This is a genomic window from Nonomuraea monospora (assembly GCF_039531895.1).
GTDB lineage: Bacteria > Actinomycetota > Actinomycetes > Streptosporangiales > Streptosporangiaceae > Nonomuraea > Nonomuraea monospora.
This window is the reverse complement of sequence record NZ_BAAAQX010000001.1, coordinates 725,312-741,492: the sequence shown is the minus strand read 5'-3', so window position 1 is coordinate 741,492 and position 16,181 is coordinate 725,312. Positions and strand designations below refer to the sequence as shown.

Below are 16,181 nucleotides of genomic sequence, written 5' to 3'. Positions count from 1 at the left end.
GAACCTGTGACCGACGCGATCGTGGCCGAGGGCCTGATCAAGAGGTACGGCGAGCTGACCGCCCTCGACGGGATGGAGCTGGCCGTCCCCGAGGGCACCGTGTTCGGGCTGCTCGGCCCGAACGGCGCGGGCAAGACCACCACTGTGCGAATCCTGACGACGTTACTGAAACCGGACGCCGGGCACGCCCGGGTGGCGGGGTTCGACGTCGTTCGCGACGCCGCCAGGCTGCGCGCCCGCATCGGCGCCTCCGGCCAGTACGCCGCCGTGGACGACCACCTCACCGGCGCCGAGAACCTGGAGATGGTCGGCCGCCTCTACCACCTGGGCGTCAAGCGCAGCCGGCAGCGCGCCCGCGAGCTGCTGGAACGCTTCGACCTCGGCGAGGCCGCCGACCGCCCGGTGCAGGGCTATTCGGGCGGCATGCGGCGGCGGCTCGACCTGGCGGGCGCGCTGGTCGCCGACCCGCCGGTGCTGTTCCTGGACGAGCCCACCACCGGCCTGGACCCGCGGGCCAGGGCGAGCCTGTGGGAGGTCATCGGTGAGCTGGTGGACGGCGGCACCACGGTGCTGCTCACCACCCAGTACATGGAGGAGGCCGACCGGCTCGCGCACCGCATCGCGGTGGTGGACCACGGGCGGGTGATCGCCCTCGGCACCGCCGACCAGCTCAAGGACCAGGTCGGCGGCGACCGCATCGAGCTGTCGGTGACGAGCGCGGCCGACCTGCGCGCCGCCGTGCGGACGCTGACGCCGCTGGCCGTCGGCGACCCGCAGATCGACGCCACCGCCCTGCGGCTGACGATCCCGGTCGCGGGCGGCGCCGCCGCGCTGACCAGCGCGCTCGGGCACCTGGCCGCCGAGCGCGTCACCGTGCGCGACGCCGGCCTGCGCCGGCCCACCCTCGACGACGTCTTCCTCAGCCTCACGGGACACCAGGCCGAGCAGAAGGTGAAGGAGAACGCCTGATGGACGCCCTGCGGATCGCCGTCGCCGACGGCATGACGATCACCAAGCGCAACGCGCTGAAGATCCGGCGCGCCCCTGACCTGCTGGGCGGCGTGGTCATGCTGCCGGTCGTGTTCGTGCTGCTGTTCACCTACGTCTTCGGCAGCATGATCGAGCTGCCCGGCATGTCGTACGGCGAGTACCTGCTGCCCGGCATCTTCGTCATGACGATCGTCAGCAGCGGCCAGATCACCGGCTACACCCTGACGCAGGACCTGCAGAAGGGCGTCTTCGACCGGTTCCGCACCCTGCCGATGTCCCCGTCGGCCGTGCTGACCGGCCAGACCGCCGCCGACCTGATCATGAACGTGACCAGCATCGTCACCATGGCGCTCGTCGGGCTGCTGGTGGGCTGGCGCATCCACAGCTCGCCGCTGGAGGGCGCGCTCGGGTTCCTGATGCTGCTGCTGTTCGCGTACGCGTTCTCCTGGGTGACGGCGACCGTCGCGCTGTCCCTGCGCACCCCGGAGGTCTTCAACAACGTGGCGACCCTGATGTCGTTCCCGCTGATCTTCCTGTCCAACGCCTTCGTCGACAGCACCCGCCTGCCCGCGCCGCTGCGGGTGGTCGCCGAGTGGAACCCGGTCTCCACGCTCGTCCAGGCCGCGCGCGAGCTCTTCGGCAACACCAGCCCGGCCATGCCGGCGCCCACCGCCTGGCCGCTCCAGCACGCGGTGCCGGTCTCACTGCTGTGGTCGGCCGTGCTGCTGCTCGTCTTCGCGCCGCTGGCCACGCGGCTCTACAAGAGAGCGGTCAGCCGGTGACCCGCGTCACCGACCTCGACCGCGACCGGGCGGTGGAGCTCGTCCAGCAGGCGTACGCCGACGGCCGGCTCGACCCGGCGGAGCTGGAGGCGCGGCTCGAACGCGCGCTCACCGCCACCTCCGCCTGCGAACTGACGCCGGTCGTCGCCGACCTGCCGGGCGACGAGGTGGTGCGCATCGAGTCCGTCGGCGGACGCGTCATCCGGACGGGCGACTGGAAGGTCCCGCGCCGCCTGCGCGTCGACTCCGAGTACGGCAACGTCCGGCTCGACCTGTCCCAGGCTCATGTCCCGTACGGGCGGGTGGACATCGAGCTGCGGCTCGCTTACGGGCGCGCGCTGATCATCTTGCCTGCGGGTGCGAGTGCCGACGTCGATGAGGTGCGGACGGATTGGGGGCGGGTGGTCTGCAAGGTGCCGGGCCGCCTCGGCACGGGCGGGCTGCACGTGCACGTCACCGGAGAGCTTCCCTACGGGCGGCTGACGATCCGCGACGCACGCAGATGACGATCACCTCCCGCCGACCGGCGCGCACCCGTCCGCGAACGTCTGCGCCGGACCGTCCAGCAGCCCGGCGGCTCCGCGTTCACACCACCCCCTTCGTACGGAGAAACGTCTCGATGGCGGCGTTGACCGCCTCGGGCGCGTCCTGGTTGGCGATGTGTCCGGCGCCGGGCACGACCACCTCCTCGACGCCCTCGGCCGCGGCCCACCTCGGCATGGCCTTGGCGATGTTCCCGGTGCGGTCCCGCTCCCCCCGGATCAGGCAGAGAGGCACAGGGGTGCGATAGCCGGGATCCGGGTCGAGGAAGCCCACGGTCGCCCGCCACACCTTCACGAACTCTCCCTTCGTGAGCTGCGAGAACGCCCTGCGCGCATCGGCTTTGGCCGCCGGGGTGACCGCTGAGGCGCCGGCCATCACCTCAGGGAGCCGTCCGGCCGGGATCACCGACAGAGAGGGCGCCGCCAGGCGCAACAGGAACCGGTCTCCGGCGGACAGCGGCGCGGTGTTCCAGGTCGAACCGATGATCACCAGCGCCCGGCACAGCCCCGGCTGCCGCCGGACCAGCGCCTGGCTCAAGTTGCCGCCCAGCGACTGGCCCACCAGCACCGGCCGATCGAGCCGCAGGCGCCCGATGAGCGCGCTCAGGTCCGCGATCAGCCGGTCGGCGGTGACCGGCGCGCCGGCCGGGCGGGAGAGGCCGTGGCCGCGCAGGTCCCAGGTGACGACGCGGTGGCCGAGCGCCGACAGGTGGTCCCGCTGGGCGTCGAACATCACGTGATCGGCCCCGGCGCCGTGCGAGAACACCACCGGGATGCCGTCGCCGCCGCTGTCGGCGTATCTAATCTCGCAACCGTCCAGACCAAAAGATCGATTCAGCATTTTCTGAATATAGTGAACGCCCCGGCGGGCATGGCCGCTCGCTCCGGCCAGGTGCGCGCGGCCGATCGGCGACGCGCTTGGCCGGTGACGGTCAGCGCCCGAAGTGGCCAGCCGTCAACCTTTTCGGTCGTCGCAGGCGCGTGTCACCCTGTGACCGAATCTGCCCGGCGGACCTTCGCCGGGCCGGGTCATCCCATCCCCTCACCCCCTGGGAGCGCCCATGTCCATCCCCTTATCGACCGGACGCCGCCTGCTGATCGGCGCGGTGCTGACGGCCGCGACCACGATCGTCCCCCTGTCGAACGCATCGGCGGCCACCCCTCCGCCGGACGCCGCCACCGCCGCGAAGCCCGCCACCTCGGGCGGACACGTCACGATCACGCTGGTGACCGGCGACACGGTGACGTACGGCAGGAACGCCGGCGGCCTGGCGGACGTGACCGTCACCCCCGCCACCCGCAGCGACGGCAGCAGGAGCAACTTCACCACCTACACCCGTGAGGGCGACACGTACGTGGTGCCGGACGACGTCCAGCCCTACCTCCGCTCGGGCGTCCTGGACGAGGGCCTGTTCAACGTCACGTACCTGGCCGAGAACGGCTACGGCGACGCCGAACGCGCCGACGTCCCGCTGATCGCCCAGTACGCGGGCGGGAACCGGCGCGCGGCGGCGGCGGTCGCGGGGGTCAAGGTGAGCCGGCAGTTGCCGAGCGTGAACGGCGCGGCCCTGGCGATCGGCAAGGGGGACAGCTCCCAGTTCTGGAAGGCCCTGCAGAGCACCGAGGTGCGACCGGCGGAGGCGATGCGCCGCGACGAGCTGCGGCTGGCGGGCGAGGTGGGCCGGTTGTGGCTGGACCGGGTCAAGCACGTCTCGCTCAGCGAGAGCGTCCCGCTGATCGGCGCGCCGCAGGTGTGGGAGGCCGGTTACGACGGCGCGGGCGTGAAGGTCGCGGTGCTCGACACGGGCGTGGACCGCACGCACCCGGACCTCGCCGACCGGGTGGCCGTCGCGGCCGACTTCACCGGCACGTCCCCCGAGGCGGTGGACGGGCACGGCCACGGCACGCACGTGGCCTCCACCATCGCCGGGACGGGCGCCGGTTCGGCGGGCAAGTACCGGGGCGTGGCGCCCGGCGCGTCCCTGCTGGTGGGCAAGACCTGCGGCGACGACGGAAGCTGCTTCGACTCGGCGCTCATCGCCGGCATGCAGTGGGCGGCCGAGCAGGACGTCTCGGTGGTGAGCATCAGCATCGGCGGGGACGCCCCGCTGGAGTACCCGGACCTGCTGTCGCGGACGATCGACGAGCTGACCGAGTCGACCGGCACGCTGTTCGTGGTCGCGGCGGGGAACGAGGGCGCCAAGGAGACCGTCCAGTCGCCGGGGGTGGCCGCGTCCGCGCTGACCGTCGCGGCGACCGACAAGCGCGACCGGCTCGCGCCGTTCTCCAGCCGCGGCCCCCTGTGGTACTCCGACCGTTCGCTCAAGCCGGACATCGCCGCGCCTGGCGCGTCCATCATGGCGGCCCGCTCGTCGGCCAGCAGCCTGCCCGGCGAGCTTTACACCACCATGTCGGGCACGTCCATGGCGACCCCGCACGTGTCGGGGGCGGCGGCGCTGCTCGCGCAGCAGCACCCGGGCTGGAAGGCGGCCGAGCTCAAGGCCGCGCTGATGGGCGCGTCCACCGACGTCGGGCTGACGGCCTACGAGCAGGGCGCCGGGCGGCTGGACGTGGCCAGGGCGGCCGAGCAGCGGGTGCACCCAGTGACCCCGGCGCTCGACCTGGGAACCCTCGCCTTCGACCAGGCACCGCTCAGCCGTACCGTCACCTTCGGCAACACCGGGCCGGAGCCCGTCACGCTGTCGCTGAAGCCCACGCTGGCCTCCGGTTCGGGCGCCGAGATACCTGCCGGGGCGATCACCGGCGACGCCTCGCTCACCGTCCCGGCCGGCGGCACGGCCTCCGCCACCGTCTCCGTGGACGTGCCTGCGCTGGCCAAGGGCGAGTACACCGGCGCCGTCACCGCGTCCGACGCCGCCGGGCAGGCCGTCGCCCGCGTCCCGATCGGCTTCCTGATCGAGCCGCAGTCCTACCCGGTGCGCATCGACGTCGTCGGCCACGACGGCAAGCCGTGCGCCGACACGGACGCGTACGGCTGCTGGTACGTCGGCGCGCTGTCCTATCTGAACCTCGACAACGGCCGCAGCGCCTTCCAGCTCGGCTACGACTCGCAGACCGTGCGGCTCACGGCCGGCCAGTACTCCTTCCAGAGCTCGGTCTCGTGGATCGACGCCGACCGGCGCCAGCAGACGGCCGTGGTCCTCGCCGAGAACGTGGACGTCAGCGGCCCCGTCACGGTGACGCTCGACGCCTCCAAGGCGCGCCGGATCACCGTCGAGACGCCGAAGCCGAGCGAGGGCACCACCAACGAGATCGGCGTCATGCGCCACGACGGCAACGGCTCGTCCTCGGGCTGGGCGACCCTGTACGCGTACGGGCTCGACGACTTCTGGGTCACCCCCACGCCGAAGGTGGCCAAGGGCTCGCTGGTCTTCCAGCACGCCCGCGACGCGGTCGCCCCGCTGCTGCGGATGGAGGCCTCCGGCCTGCGGCTGGATCCCCGGTACAAGCACTACGGCGAGATGATCCCGAAGTTCGACGGCACCCGGAGCCTGGACGTGGTCGATCTCGGGACGATCCACGGCCTGGCCGACCCGGCCTCCCAGATCCCCGCCGACCTGAGCGGGGTCAGGGGCAAGCTGGTGCTGGTGGAGCACGACGACGACTTCCACGACGGCCAGTGGGACTGCACCACGCCGCAGGAGTACCTGGACGCCCTGCACGCCGCCGGCGCGGCAGGCGTGTTGCTCTTCCTGAAGGGCCGCATGTGCACCGCCGACACGCCGCTGGCCGGGGTGCTGCGGCCCGCGCTGCCCGCCGTCACCGTGCCGCCCGCCCAGGGGCTGGCGCTGCGTGAGCTGGTGAGGAGCAAGGGCAAGGTGCCGGTACGGGTGCAGGGGCAGGCGGTCAGCCCGTACCTCTATCACCTGAAGTTCTACCAGCTCGACCAGGTGGGCGCCGACCAGCGCTACCGGCCCGGCACCAGGGAGCTGGCCCGGATCGACCGCGACTACCACGCCGAGCAGCCGCTCGACCTGACGGCGGCCTGGCACCAGTGGATCCCCGAGCGCGAGACGGTCAGCTTCGCGCAGGGCTTCCAGTACCGCGGGCCGTCGGAACGCGAGGAGTACGTCGGCCCGGTCATCGACCCGAAGCAGGCGATGAAGAGCTTCGTCCAGCGCAACACCCTCGACGGCGCGGCCCTGGAGGCGGAGACGCCGCTATCGGGCATCGTCCAGCAGCTCAAGGCCGGTTCGAGGAGCGGCGAGGAGTGGTTCGGCGGGCCGGCGGTGCCCGGCGCGTTCGAGGAGGAGCCGCTCTACTCGGAGATGCTGGCGTGCGGCGCGTGCAGGCAGGGGGACGTGTTCAGCCCGCTGCTCCCGCTGACCTTCCCCGAGCCGGAGGTCGAGTCGTTCTACACCGAGGCCGTCGAGACCGGCCGGCTGCACCTCTACCGGGACGGCGCGGAGGTGCCGCCCACCCCGCTGGGCGGCGTCTACACGGCCTTCACCCTGCCCGCCGGGAAGGCCCGCTACCGGCTCACCCACGAGCTGGCCACCCTGCCCGCCGGGCTGACGGACCGGTTCTACGACCGGCGGGTCAGCAGCGAGTGGGAGTTCACCTCCGCGCGGGTCACCGAGGACGACAAGAGCCGGCTGGACTGCCTCGGCACCCTGGTCGGGACCTCCGGGGAGCCGTGCGCGGTGCAGCCGCTGGTGTACCTGCGCCACGACCTCGGCCTGAACCTCGACAACAGCACCGGCAGGGGCCCGCACCGGATCAAGCTGCACGCCTACCACGAGGCGGCGGCGGCCAAGGCGCCAAGGATCACCTCGATCAAGGTGTGGGTGAGCTTCGACGGCGAGAAGACCTGGCAGGCCGCGCCCGCCTCCGCTCCGTCCGGCGGCACGGTGAGCGCCCTCGTCCCGGCCGCGCCCGCCCGTGGCGTGCCGGTCAGCCTGCGGGTGCGGGCGTCCGACGCGGCCGGCAACACCGTCACCCAGACGGTGCACGAGGCGTACGGCGTGCGCTGATCACCGTACGGCGGCCAGGGTGTTGAGGGGGTCGTCCAGCAGCCTGGCGAAGGCGAGCTCGGCGGCCCCCGCGAGCGTGGTGTCGTCACCGAGGGCCGTCACGGCCAGGTGAACACGTTCGCGCGACACCGGCAGGACATGCGCGTCTATCCGGGCGCGGACGCGTGCGGCGGCGCCCGGATAGACGTCGCGGAGCATCCCGCCGAAGACCACGAGCGCCGGGTTGAACAGGTTGATCAGGTTGACGACGCCGACGCCGAGCCAGTCGCCGACGCGGTCCAGGGCGTCCCGCGCCCGCGCTTCGCCGGCCCCGGCGAGGGCGACGACGGCCTGGATGCCGTCGCGTCCGATGAGGTCGCCGGACCGTCCCGCGTAGTCGAGCAGCGCCTGCTCCCCCACCTCCGCCTCCAGGCACCCGCGCGACCCGCACAGGCAGGGGCGGCCGTCGAACGGGTTGACCAGCATGTGGCCCAGCTCGCAGCCGTAGCCGGAATCGCCGTCCAGGAGTCTGCCGCCGACGATGATCCCGCCGCCGACGCCGACGTCCCCGTGCAGGTAGATGAGGTTGTCGACGTCGCGTCCCGCGCCGCGTACGTGCTCGGCGATCGCGCCCAGGTGCGCCTCGTTGCCCACCTCGATGGGCAGGCCGAGACCCAGCCCGGCGGCGAGTTTCGCGCCGAACGCCTGATCCACCCAGCCGAGGTGCGGCCCGTACCGGACGGTGCCGTCGGCGCGCCTGATCAGCCCGCAGTACGACGCGCCGACCCCCACGCACAACGCCTCCGGATCGGCCCCGGCGACCAGCTCGCGGCCGAACGCGGCCAGGACGTCGACGACGTTCTCCAGATCGACCCCGGCGCGGGCGCGCACCGCCTCGCGGCGCTCGAACACCTGGCCGCCGAGCCCGACCCGGGCCGCGAGCAGCCGGTCCACGGCCACGTCGAACGCGAGCCCGTACACCGTCCCCCGCTCGGGCATGACCACGATCGACGGCCGCCCCGCGCGGCCCTGCCCGGTGGGGACACCCTCGCGGACCAGCCCCGCCGCGGTGAGCTCGGCGGTCAGGTCCATGATGGTGCTGCGGTTGAGGCCCATCCGGCGGCTGAGCGCGGCCCGCGAGATCGCCCCGTCCTTGTGGACGCGCCGCAGCACCTCGCTCAGGTTCCGCTGCCGCATCTGCTCCTGCGTCCGCGCGCCCGCCGCCGATCCCGTCATCCCCGCCAGCCTAGAACTCGCCCGCGCCTGAGGACAGGCCGCGTTGACAACGCTGAGACGATGCAGCACATGCTGCAGGTCTGTCTGAACGGCGCCAGGAACCGGAGCGAGTCCCCGTACCTCCCCATGACCCCGGAAGAGCTGGCCGAGGCCGCCCGCGAAGCCGTCGGGGCCGGGGCTCAGGACATCCACCTCCACCCCAAGAACCCCGACGGCGAGGACACCCTCCAGCCCGCACCCGTCGCCGCGGCGGTCACCGCCGTACGGGCGGCCGTCCCGGGCATCCCCGTCGGGGTCACCACCGGGGCGTGGGCCGTGCCCGACGCCCGGCAGCGAGCCGCGCTCGTCGGCTCCTGGAGCGTGCTGCCCGATCACGCCTCCGTGAACTGGCACGAGGACGGCGCCACGATCGTCGCGAACGCCCTGCTGGAACGGGGTGTCGGCATCGAGGCCGGAATTTACTCCGGGACAGCGGCCGCCCGGCGCTTCCTCGCCTGGCCGCAGCGACGCCACGTGCTGCGGGTCCTGGCGGAGATCACCGACACCGACCCGCGGACCGCCCCGGACGTCGCCGTCTCCCTGCTGGACGAGCTCGGCGGCGCGGATGGCCTGCCGGTTCTTCTGCACGGGGAGGGGGACGCGGCTTGGAGCGTCCTGCGTAAGGCGGTCTCTCGCGGGCTGGACACCCGCATCGGCTTGGAGGACGTGCTTCACCTGCCCGACGGGTCTCCCGCCACGGGCAACGCCCCTCTGATCGCAGCCGCGCAGGCGATGATCCAGGCCTTCGGCCCCGGCTGACGGATGACCGGCCGCTGGACGATCCCGAGCTCTTCGCCCTCCTGTACGACCGGTACTTCACCGAGCTGCCGGCCCAGCGCAGCCTTTACACCAAGGACGAGTCGGGACGGACGCTCCACACCAAGGTGCTGGCCGGCGAGGAACGCTGGGAGGCGGCCGACGTGGGCAAGCCCCTGGCTGAGCCGCGAGCAGAGCCTGTCGGCCGAGGGTCCCGCCCCCCGCCGGTCGCGCGAAGATCGTGGCCGACACGGCGACGCGGTGGACGTTGCGGGCCGCCCCGGGCTGGCCGTCGGCATGGACGAGGGCAACGGCATCCGCTCCGAGATGATCTTCGACCGGCAGACCTACCACTACCTGGGCGAGCGCTACCTGGCCACCAGGGACAGGACCGTGGTGTCGCCTGAGGCGTCTCGCGAGAACATCCCCTGCTGAGCCCTTCCCCTTGATCTGGCCTTCGCTGCCGTGAGTTCTGTTCCGGACGTCGCCAGGAAGGCGTTCAAGGGCGACATGCCCGAGGGCGGCAAGGTCGTCTTCCGGCCCGACCTCAAGCCCGCGCAGGCCAAGCCGCAGCTGGCCAAGGAGATCAAGGCGGCGCTGAATGACTCGGCGCGCTCGTGACGCGCGAGCGGCACCTTTCCGTACGCGTGACGCCACCGGCGGCACGAGGCGGCCCCGCTGCGCCGAGAGCTACGCGTTCGTTGCAACATGCTGCACATGACGCAAGTCCTCCGGCCGCGCCTGGCGGCAGCGCTCGACGAAACCGACCTGGCCGGTGGCGCGAGCGCGGTGCTCGCCGCCGTGCTGCGGGTGCCCGCCGGTGTGGCCGCGCAAGCGTTCCAGGCGCTGGACATCGACGTGGACACGTTCGTCCGGAGAACGGCGGAGGAGGTGGACGGGCACGTAGAGCCGATCGGCCGCGACGGCTGGCGCGCCCGCGCAACCGCGGCGGCCCACCGCGCCGACCACGAGTTCGTCGGCACCGAGCACTTGGTGGACGCCGCTCTCGACCTGGCCCCCGATCGCTGGTCCAGGATTCTGCGGAAGTTCGGGACCAGCCCAAAAATGCTGCGGGCGCAGCTGTGGCGCTCGGCTCTCGACACGAGCCCCGGCGGGACATGGCAGTCGGTGAGAGAGCATCCAGTCGATCTGGTGCTCGAAGACCCGGTGGACGGGCATGCCTCTCCGCCGGTGGCAGCAGCGGTGGGCAGGCTGTTCGCCAGGGAGCCGATCGTGGGCCTGTCGCTGGCCACCGTCACCGGCGGCGCGATCGCCGAAGTGGTCTCCTTCGGCTGTGCATCGCTGGACCCGCGCCGCGCGCTGACGCCCAGCGTGCCCAGCCACGCCTGTTCGGTGACCAAGATCGTGACCGCCGCGGCGGTGCTCCGGCTGGCCGAGAAGGGGCTGCTGAGCCTGGACGAGCCCGCCGGCGCCTACCTGCACTCCCTGCCGCTGCACGCGCCCGACGGCACGCCCTCCTCTGCCACGGTCCGGCAACTGCTCACCCACACCGCCGGCCTCGCCCCGGGCCAGGGGCTGCGCCAATACGACGGCCCGGTCGTCCCGTTCGCGCAGCGGTACCGCGATGGCCTGCGCGCCGAGTCCGACCCGGGGAGATGGAGCTACAGCAATCTCGGTTACGCCGTCCTCGCCCAGGTGATCGCGGACGTGTCCGGCCGTGACCACCACGAGCAGGTCCTCGCGCCGCTCGGCATGACGGCCTCCTCTCACGGCGACCGCCTGCCTGCCGGGGCAGCCATGGGCCATGTTGTCGACCGTGGCCGCCTGCACACTGTGCGCGACAGCGCCGTCCTGGTGCCCGGCGCCGGCGGCCTGGCGAGCACCGCCGCGGACTTGGCCCGCCTGTGCATCGGGCTGCTGCCCGGTCGCCCGGACGGATTCCTCACGGATGACACGATCGGGCTGATGAACCAGGGCGCGGTGGAGATTCCCCGCCACCCAGCCCGCCAAGGACTTGGCGTACGCAGCCGGGAGATCGGCGGGGAACTCGCCGTCGGCCACAGCGGTGCCTGGCCCGGCTACCGCGCCGAGTTGTGGTGGCTCCCCGGCCGTCGCACCGGAGTCGCCGCACTCTGCAACTCGTACACGCCCGGCCTGTTCCACTTCGTCACGGAGATCCTCGGCGGGTTGTAGGTGCATTTGTGCCGCTCCGGGGGCACACAGAAGACCCTGAACAATTACGACGTTCATGCGAGACGTGAGTCGACATTGATGGGCCGCATACACCGACCGCGTCGCCTGCGCCCTCGTAACTCCGCCTGCAGCTACTCGATCGACGCTGCCGGAGCATCGGCGAACACGACAGGAGAGCGCATACTGACGCGCGGAAGGCCAGTGCCATCCACATGCACTGCGCCGCCGCCCACCGGCAGGCCCGGTGTAGGTCCTGGCCCGCGCCTGCCCCCTGCTTCGAGGTCGAGGCGCTCAACGCCGCTGCCGCCGCGATCGAGCAGGTCACCGTCCCGTCGATCATCATGGACCCATCCACCGGCGGCGTATTGGCTCAAACGGCCTCGGTCATCTCCGCGGCTTCCTGATACCGTCCCAGCACCCCGGGAACGCGGCCTGTTCACGAATCGCCAGGAGTGGCCTGTTTCGGTCGTCGTCTGCCTCCCAGCCGGCGGCGACCGCCTCCGCCATGCGCAGGCCGACCGCGTACTATCCCGTGGTGTGCAGGTAGGACACGATGTCCGGGGCGAATGTCCGCAGCGTCTGATCGTCGTGCACGACCAGCTCGGCGGGAACGGCGTGTGGCGTGCAGCAGCTGACAACATGTGACATAGATCACATATCTTCGGACGCAGGAAAGCGGTTGCCGTGACATGCCGCTCATGTTCGAATAATAGAGGGAACCGCTAGGAGTACAGCCTTCCTGAAGGTGGACATTCGGGCTCGTGATCATGGCGGTCGGCGTTGGCAGCGGCTGCGGTGCTTCATTCTTGCGAAGTTACGGACCTTCGGGCGAATCGATGTTCAGGATTTTCGGAGTGTCATAGTTTTCCGCGCAACATGGACGCTACGGAGTGTGGTATGCGCAGGTTACGACATGTGAGCCGCACATACGGCCGCTTGTCGTGGACGGCGTACGCGCAAGTACCTGTGCAGCGGTTCGGACGGTGCCAGGAGCCCGGTGACCGAGGAGCTGCCGGCGGTCCCGTCAGGCACCATCGGCCGGATGGAGGCGACGCTGAACTGGGCCGCCCAGGACGCCGGAGGCGATGACCATGCCGCGCGGGGAGCGCATCTACAGACCCGCCGGCCGGGAACTGGTGCGCAGCCTGCCGCAAGACAGCCTGGAGCTGGACACGCTGCGCGAGGCGCGGGCTGTCGATGTGACCAGCAGTGACGGGCGCCGTCACGGCACCATCGGCGCCGGACACGAGCGCACCCTGACCACGGTGTTCGGGCAGGTCACTGGGGAACGCCTGGCCTACCGCAAGGCACGTGAGCCCAGCTTCAGTGACCGGCCGATCCCCGGCTGCGGCTACTGCCTGACCGCAACTCCATGGCCTGCGTGGCCTGATGGCCCGGCAGGTCGCCACCACGCCTCGGCCGGCCGCCGAGGCCACCATCGAGCAGGTCACCGGCGTCATGGTGGGCAACGGCCAACTGGCCGGGATCACCGAAGCCCAGGCGCGCACATCCGCGCCTACCACAGCTGTCGCGCCGTCGACGGCCAACGGCCCGACAGCGACGTGCTCATGACGCAAGCCGACGGCAAGGGCATCCTGATGCCGTCCGAACTCCGCGAGAACGTCGGCCGCACCGACGCCACCCACTCCGGAACCAACCTCTTCGCCGAGATCGTCACGGTCGCCTACCTGACACCCTCGCCATGCACCCACCGCCGGCATCGGCGACGACACCCCCACCACGATTGCAGCAGCGTTCGAGGAAGCCGACCGCGGCGACCCCGGCCACCACCGCCCGCGCATCTTCCTGGTCGACGGCAACAAGACTCAGCTGACCGCCATCGCCCAGCGGCAGGCCCGGCACCTGGAGGTCTCTGTCATCTTGGACTTCATAGCCACCGCTCATGCCTGGGGCAACGGCCAGGCCCAAGGCGTCATCTCCACGCTCACGCCAAGACCTTCGACCGCGACAAGATCGACGCGTGCGTCACCTACTGACTAACACCTGACCTCCCTGGACCATCCCACCACTCTGGAAGCCGGCTGGCCGATCGCCACCGGCCTGATGGAAGGCGCCTGCTGCCAGGTCATCGACGACCGGCTCGACATCGTCGGCGCCCGCTGGACCGCGGAGGGAGCCCAAATCGTCCTTGCCCTCTGTTCCTTGGCCATCCACTCGCCACAGCGGAAGCAGCATGAACGCGAGTGCCCCACCATCAATGACCTCCAGTAAGAAGCACCCCTACCAAGAGCCGCACCCCCCACGGGGCTTCAAATGTGGAAATGATCACCTCACAGGTGGATGACGGAAATAAAGATCACTGCATGACATCGGGGAATGCACATCATGTTCAAAACGCGAGGAATAGCGCTGCGCTGGGCCTACCTGCTGCCGGCCGGTTCGCGCGCTGGCGAGGGCGGGCTGCGGCTGACCAGGCAGGCGTCTTTGCTCGGTGAGGTCGTCCAGGCGGCGCCGATGCGGGCGTTGGAGGCCGAGACGTCGGCGCATCTGGGGTTCGAGCGGCATGAGCAGGGCGTGAGCGTCGCGGCCGGGAACGCCCGCAACGGGAAGATCGGCAAGACGGTGCAGGCCGGGGTGGGTCCGATGCGGCCGGCGGTGCCGACCCGGTGCTGCCCGAGGCGCGGGCCTGGCAGTCCCGGCTCTTGGACCCCTGCTACCCGGCGGTGTTCTTCGGCGCGATCGTGGTCAAGGTCCGCGACAACAACCCGTGGCCGCCAACCCCGCCTACGTCGGCGGCGACAAGCACGTGCAGGGCATCCGGCTGGCCAAAACCCCGCTCGACGCCGCCATGGGTGAGTCCGTCCGCTTGTGGACAAGCGTCATGACCGACCTGGAAACGGCGGCGTGCGCGACATGGTCATCGCCGCCGTCGACGGGCCGGGCGATTTTGGGGCGGCCAGCCGGACCAAAGAAGGCGAACGCGGCGATCAGCCCGCCCGCCTCATCGAGGGCCCGTGCATCAAGGCCGGCGCGAAGCCCTCAACGAACTCGAAATCGCATACTCGGAAAGGATTCGGTAATAGACAAAGAAGACTCTTCATTGCTCAGAGTGATAGTTGAACACTACAGGTGACAAGCTGTCCACGCAGTCAAGAATGAAGAGAAGGAGAGAGCACTGGTGGCTAAAATTCTTGAGGTACGAGAGATCGAGATCGCTTCACTGGTGATGAGTGAAGGGCAAGCGAGAGTTCGCAAGATAGAGGCCGATATCGACGAGCTCGCCACCAGTATCCGTATCCACGGCCTCCTGGAACCCATCCTGGTCTGCTCGTCCGATAACGGGGGCGGGGCCTTTGAAGTCCTAGCGGGGCAACGCCGGGTTCTCGCCCACCAGAGGCTGGGCCGGGAGAAGATCATGGCCGCCATTGTCGACGAGCCGGTCGATGGGGAGAACGCCAAGGCCATCTCACTGACGGAGAACATTATCCGGCGGGACCTGGACGCGAAAGACATCATCGACGCCTGCTCCTGGTTATACAAGAGGTACGGAAGCGCCCGCGCCGTGGCGAAGGAGACCGGTATCCCGTATGCGCAGGTCTTGAAGCACCTCAAGTATGACCGCCTGACCCCTGAGCTTCAGTCCAAGGTTGATTCCGGTGAGGTCAGCCTCAATATCGCGCTGAAGGCGCAGGATGCTGTCGAGAGCCTGGGCGGGTCCGCGAGATCAGCAGAAGCGCTAGACTTGGCCGAGGCGCTGGAGACGATGACCGGGGCCGAACGGCGGCAGATTCTCCAGGAGAAGCGCGCGAATCCGGAAAAGCCTATCCGGGGTATCCTGGAGAACTTCTGGAACGAGAATGAGCGGGACCGACAGATTCTGGTGACACTGCCGGAAGCCGTGCACCGGGCTCTTCAATCGCGAGCGAAGGAAATGAACCTGACCCAGGACGCCGTCGCCGCCCGTCTGATATGTGACGCGATGGCCCAAGGTCGCTAGCCTGGCCACCAATATGGTCGGAGCCAATGGCATCGATGACTGGGCCTGATCCGGCAAGGTCCAATGCCATCGGGTAGGGCGTCATTATTGCATGACGTCCTCTGAGCAGCAGTTCTCTTGATCGTTCAGGTGGCGATGATCGGTATGACCTACGCGGACGAGCGGTCACACCGGGCTGGACGGACGCGCAGACCACCGTGATCGACACCGATCAGGACCGCTCCGGGGCGAGTTCGGCTCATCGGTATGGATTTTAGCGTGCTACGCGCCGGCAGGGAGACGTCCGCGGTGGAGACCGCCCTGGCCGTCACCGACCAGATCGTCGCGTGCAAACGTGACGCCGACCGCCTGCGCGGCTCACGTCCGACGCGCCGAACAGCGCGCCGACCTGGCCCGCCGCCGCTACCTGGCCGTCGACTCCGACAACCGACTGGTCGCCGACACCTGGAAGCCGACCGGAACGGCGCCATGCGCGACGTACGCACCGCCCAGGCCGAGTACGAGGCGGCCACCAGCAGCCTCGCACCGCTCGCGCAGGCCACCCGGGCGCGCCTGACCGCGCTCGCCGCACGCCCTTGCCACCCCGATGCGGGAACGCGGACGCATCGCCCGCTTGCTCATCACCGACATCACACCGGACAAGGCCGGCCAGTACATCGCCCCGGATCCGCCTCAGCGGCGGCCAGCACCACACGCTGACGCTGGACAAGCCCGTCGGCGCTGGTGCCGGCCGAGCCTCGTGAAGCGGGCC

Annotated in this window: 14 protein-coding genes; 11 read left to right on the top strand and 3 right to left on the bottom strand. The window is 70.5% G+C overall.

Features of this window, described 5'->3' with window-relative positions:
* Positions 1-6: 6 nt before the first annotated feature.
* The 3 genes from ABD331_RS03365 to ABD331_RS03355 are packed head-to-tail and all read left to right on the top strand — an operon-like array spanning position 7 to position 2,278.
* On the top strand, positions 7-969 hold the full coding sequence (locus ABD331_RS03365; protein WP_344470714.1) for an ATP-binding cassette domain-containing protein: 963 nt from the start codon (positions 7-9) through the stop codon (positions 967-969).
* A complete protein-coding gene (locus ABD331_RS03360) occupies positions 969-1,772 on the top strand; it encodes an ABC transporter permease (RefSeq protein ID WP_344470713.1) in 804 nt (267 codons plus the stop codon). The genes ABD331_RS03365 and ABD331_RS03360 overlap by 1 nt, the downstream gene beginning before the upstream one ends.
* Positions 1,769-2,278 (top strand): DUF1707 SHOCT-like domain-containing protein, encoded by a 510-nt coding sequence (locus ABD331_RS03355; RefSeq protein ID WP_344470712.1) that lies wholly within the window; start codon positions 1,769-1,771, stop codon positions 2,276-2,278. Before ABD331_RS03360 ends, ABD331_RS03355 begins: the two co-directional genes overlap by 4 nt.
* 79 nt (positions 2,279-2,357) lie before the next feature.
* Here the strand turns inward: ABD331_RS03355 and ABD331_RS03350 are convergent, their stop codons facing one another.
* Positions 2,358-3,155: an alpha/beta fold hydrolase gene (locus ABD331_RS03350; RefSeq protein WP_344470711.1), complete on the bottom strand. Its 798-nt coding sequence runs from the start codon at positions 3,153-3,155 to the stop codon at positions 2,358-2,360.
* 220 nt (positions 3,156-3,375) lie between these two features.
* On the opposite strand from ABD331_RS03350, the gene ABD331_RS03345 reads away from it, so the two are divergent.
* Entirely contained in the window at positions 3,376-7,308 is a 3,933-nt protein-coding gene (locus ABD331_RS03345; protein ID WP_344470710.1) for a S8 family peptidase, read from the top strand.
* Here the strand turns inward: ABD331_RS03345 and ABD331_RS03340 are convergent, their stop codons facing one another.
* Positions 7,309-8,523, bottom strand: coding sequence for an ROK family transcriptional regulator (locus tag ABD331_RS03340; protein ID WP_344470709.1), 1,215 nt, complete (start codon positions 8,521-8,523; stop codon positions 7,309-7,311). It lies immediately after the preceding gene.
* A gap of 69 nt (positions 8,524-8,592) precedes the next feature.
* Here ABD331_RS03340 and ABD331_RS03335 point away from each other — a divergent pair, with 69 nt between their 5' ends.
* The 4 genes from ABD331_RS03335 (at position 8,593) to ABD331_RS03320 (ending at position 11,472) form a co-directional block, all read left to right on the top strand.
* A complete protein-coding gene (locus ABD331_RS03335; RefSeq protein WP_344470708.1) occupies positions 8,593-9,321 on the top strand; it encodes a 3-keto-5-aminohexanoate cleavage protein in 729 nt (242 codons plus the stop codon).
* A gap of 258 nt (positions 9,322-9,579) precedes the next feature.
* Positions 9,580-9,753 (top strand): hypothetical protein, encoded by a 174-nt coding sequence (locus ABD331_RS03330; protein WP_344470707.1) that lies wholly within the window; start codon positions 9,580-9,582, stop codon positions 9,751-9,753.
* Between the two features lie 30 nt (positions 9,754-9,783).
* Complete coding sequence (locus tag ABD331_RS03325; protein WP_344470706.1) at positions 9,784-9,939, top strand: hypothetical protein; 156 nt, start codon at positions 9,784-9,786, stop codon at positions 9,937-9,939.
* Positions 9,940-10,035: 96 nt separating this feature from the next.
* Positions 10,036-11,472: a serine hydrolase domain-containing protein gene (locus ABD331_RS03320; protein WP_344470705.1), complete on the top strand. Its 1,437-nt coding sequence runs from the start codon at positions 10,036-10,038 to the stop codon at positions 11,470-11,472.
* Positions 11,473-11,997: 525 nt separating this feature from the next.
* Here ABD331_RS03320 and ABD331_RS03315 read toward each other — a convergent pair.
* Positions 11,998-12,120 (bottom strand): hypothetical protein, encoded by a 123-nt coding sequence (locus ABD331_RS03315; RefSeq protein WP_344470704.1) that lies wholly within the window; start codon positions 12,118-12,120, stop codon positions 11,998-12,000.
* 741 nt (positions 12,121-12,861) lie between these two features.
* On the opposite strand from ABD331_RS03315, the gene ABD331_RS03310 reads away from it, so the two are divergent.
* From ABD331_RS03310 to ABD331_RS03300, 3 genes are all read left to right on the top strand, one after another.
* Positions 12,862-13,044 carry a hypothetical protein gene (locus tag ABD331_RS03310; RefSeq protein ID WP_344470703.1) on the top strand — a complete coding sequence of 61 codons (183 nt, stop codon included), beginning with the start codon at positions 12,862-12,864 and terminating at the stop codon, positions 13,042-13,044.
* 1,055 nt (positions 13,045-14,099) lie between these two features.
* Positions 14,100-14,318, top strand: coding sequence for a transposase (locus ABD331_RS60880; RefSeq protein WP_425565922.1), 219 nt, complete (start codon positions 14,100-14,102; stop codon positions 14,316-14,318).
* 293 nt (positions 14,319-14,611) lie between these two features.
* Positions 14,612-15,430, top strand: coding sequence for a ParB/RepB/Spo0J family partition protein (locus ABD331_RS03300; RefSeq protein ID WP_344470702.1), 819 nt, complete (start codon positions 14,612-14,614; stop codon positions 15,428-15,430).
* Positions 15,431-16,181 lie beyond the last annotated feature (751 nt).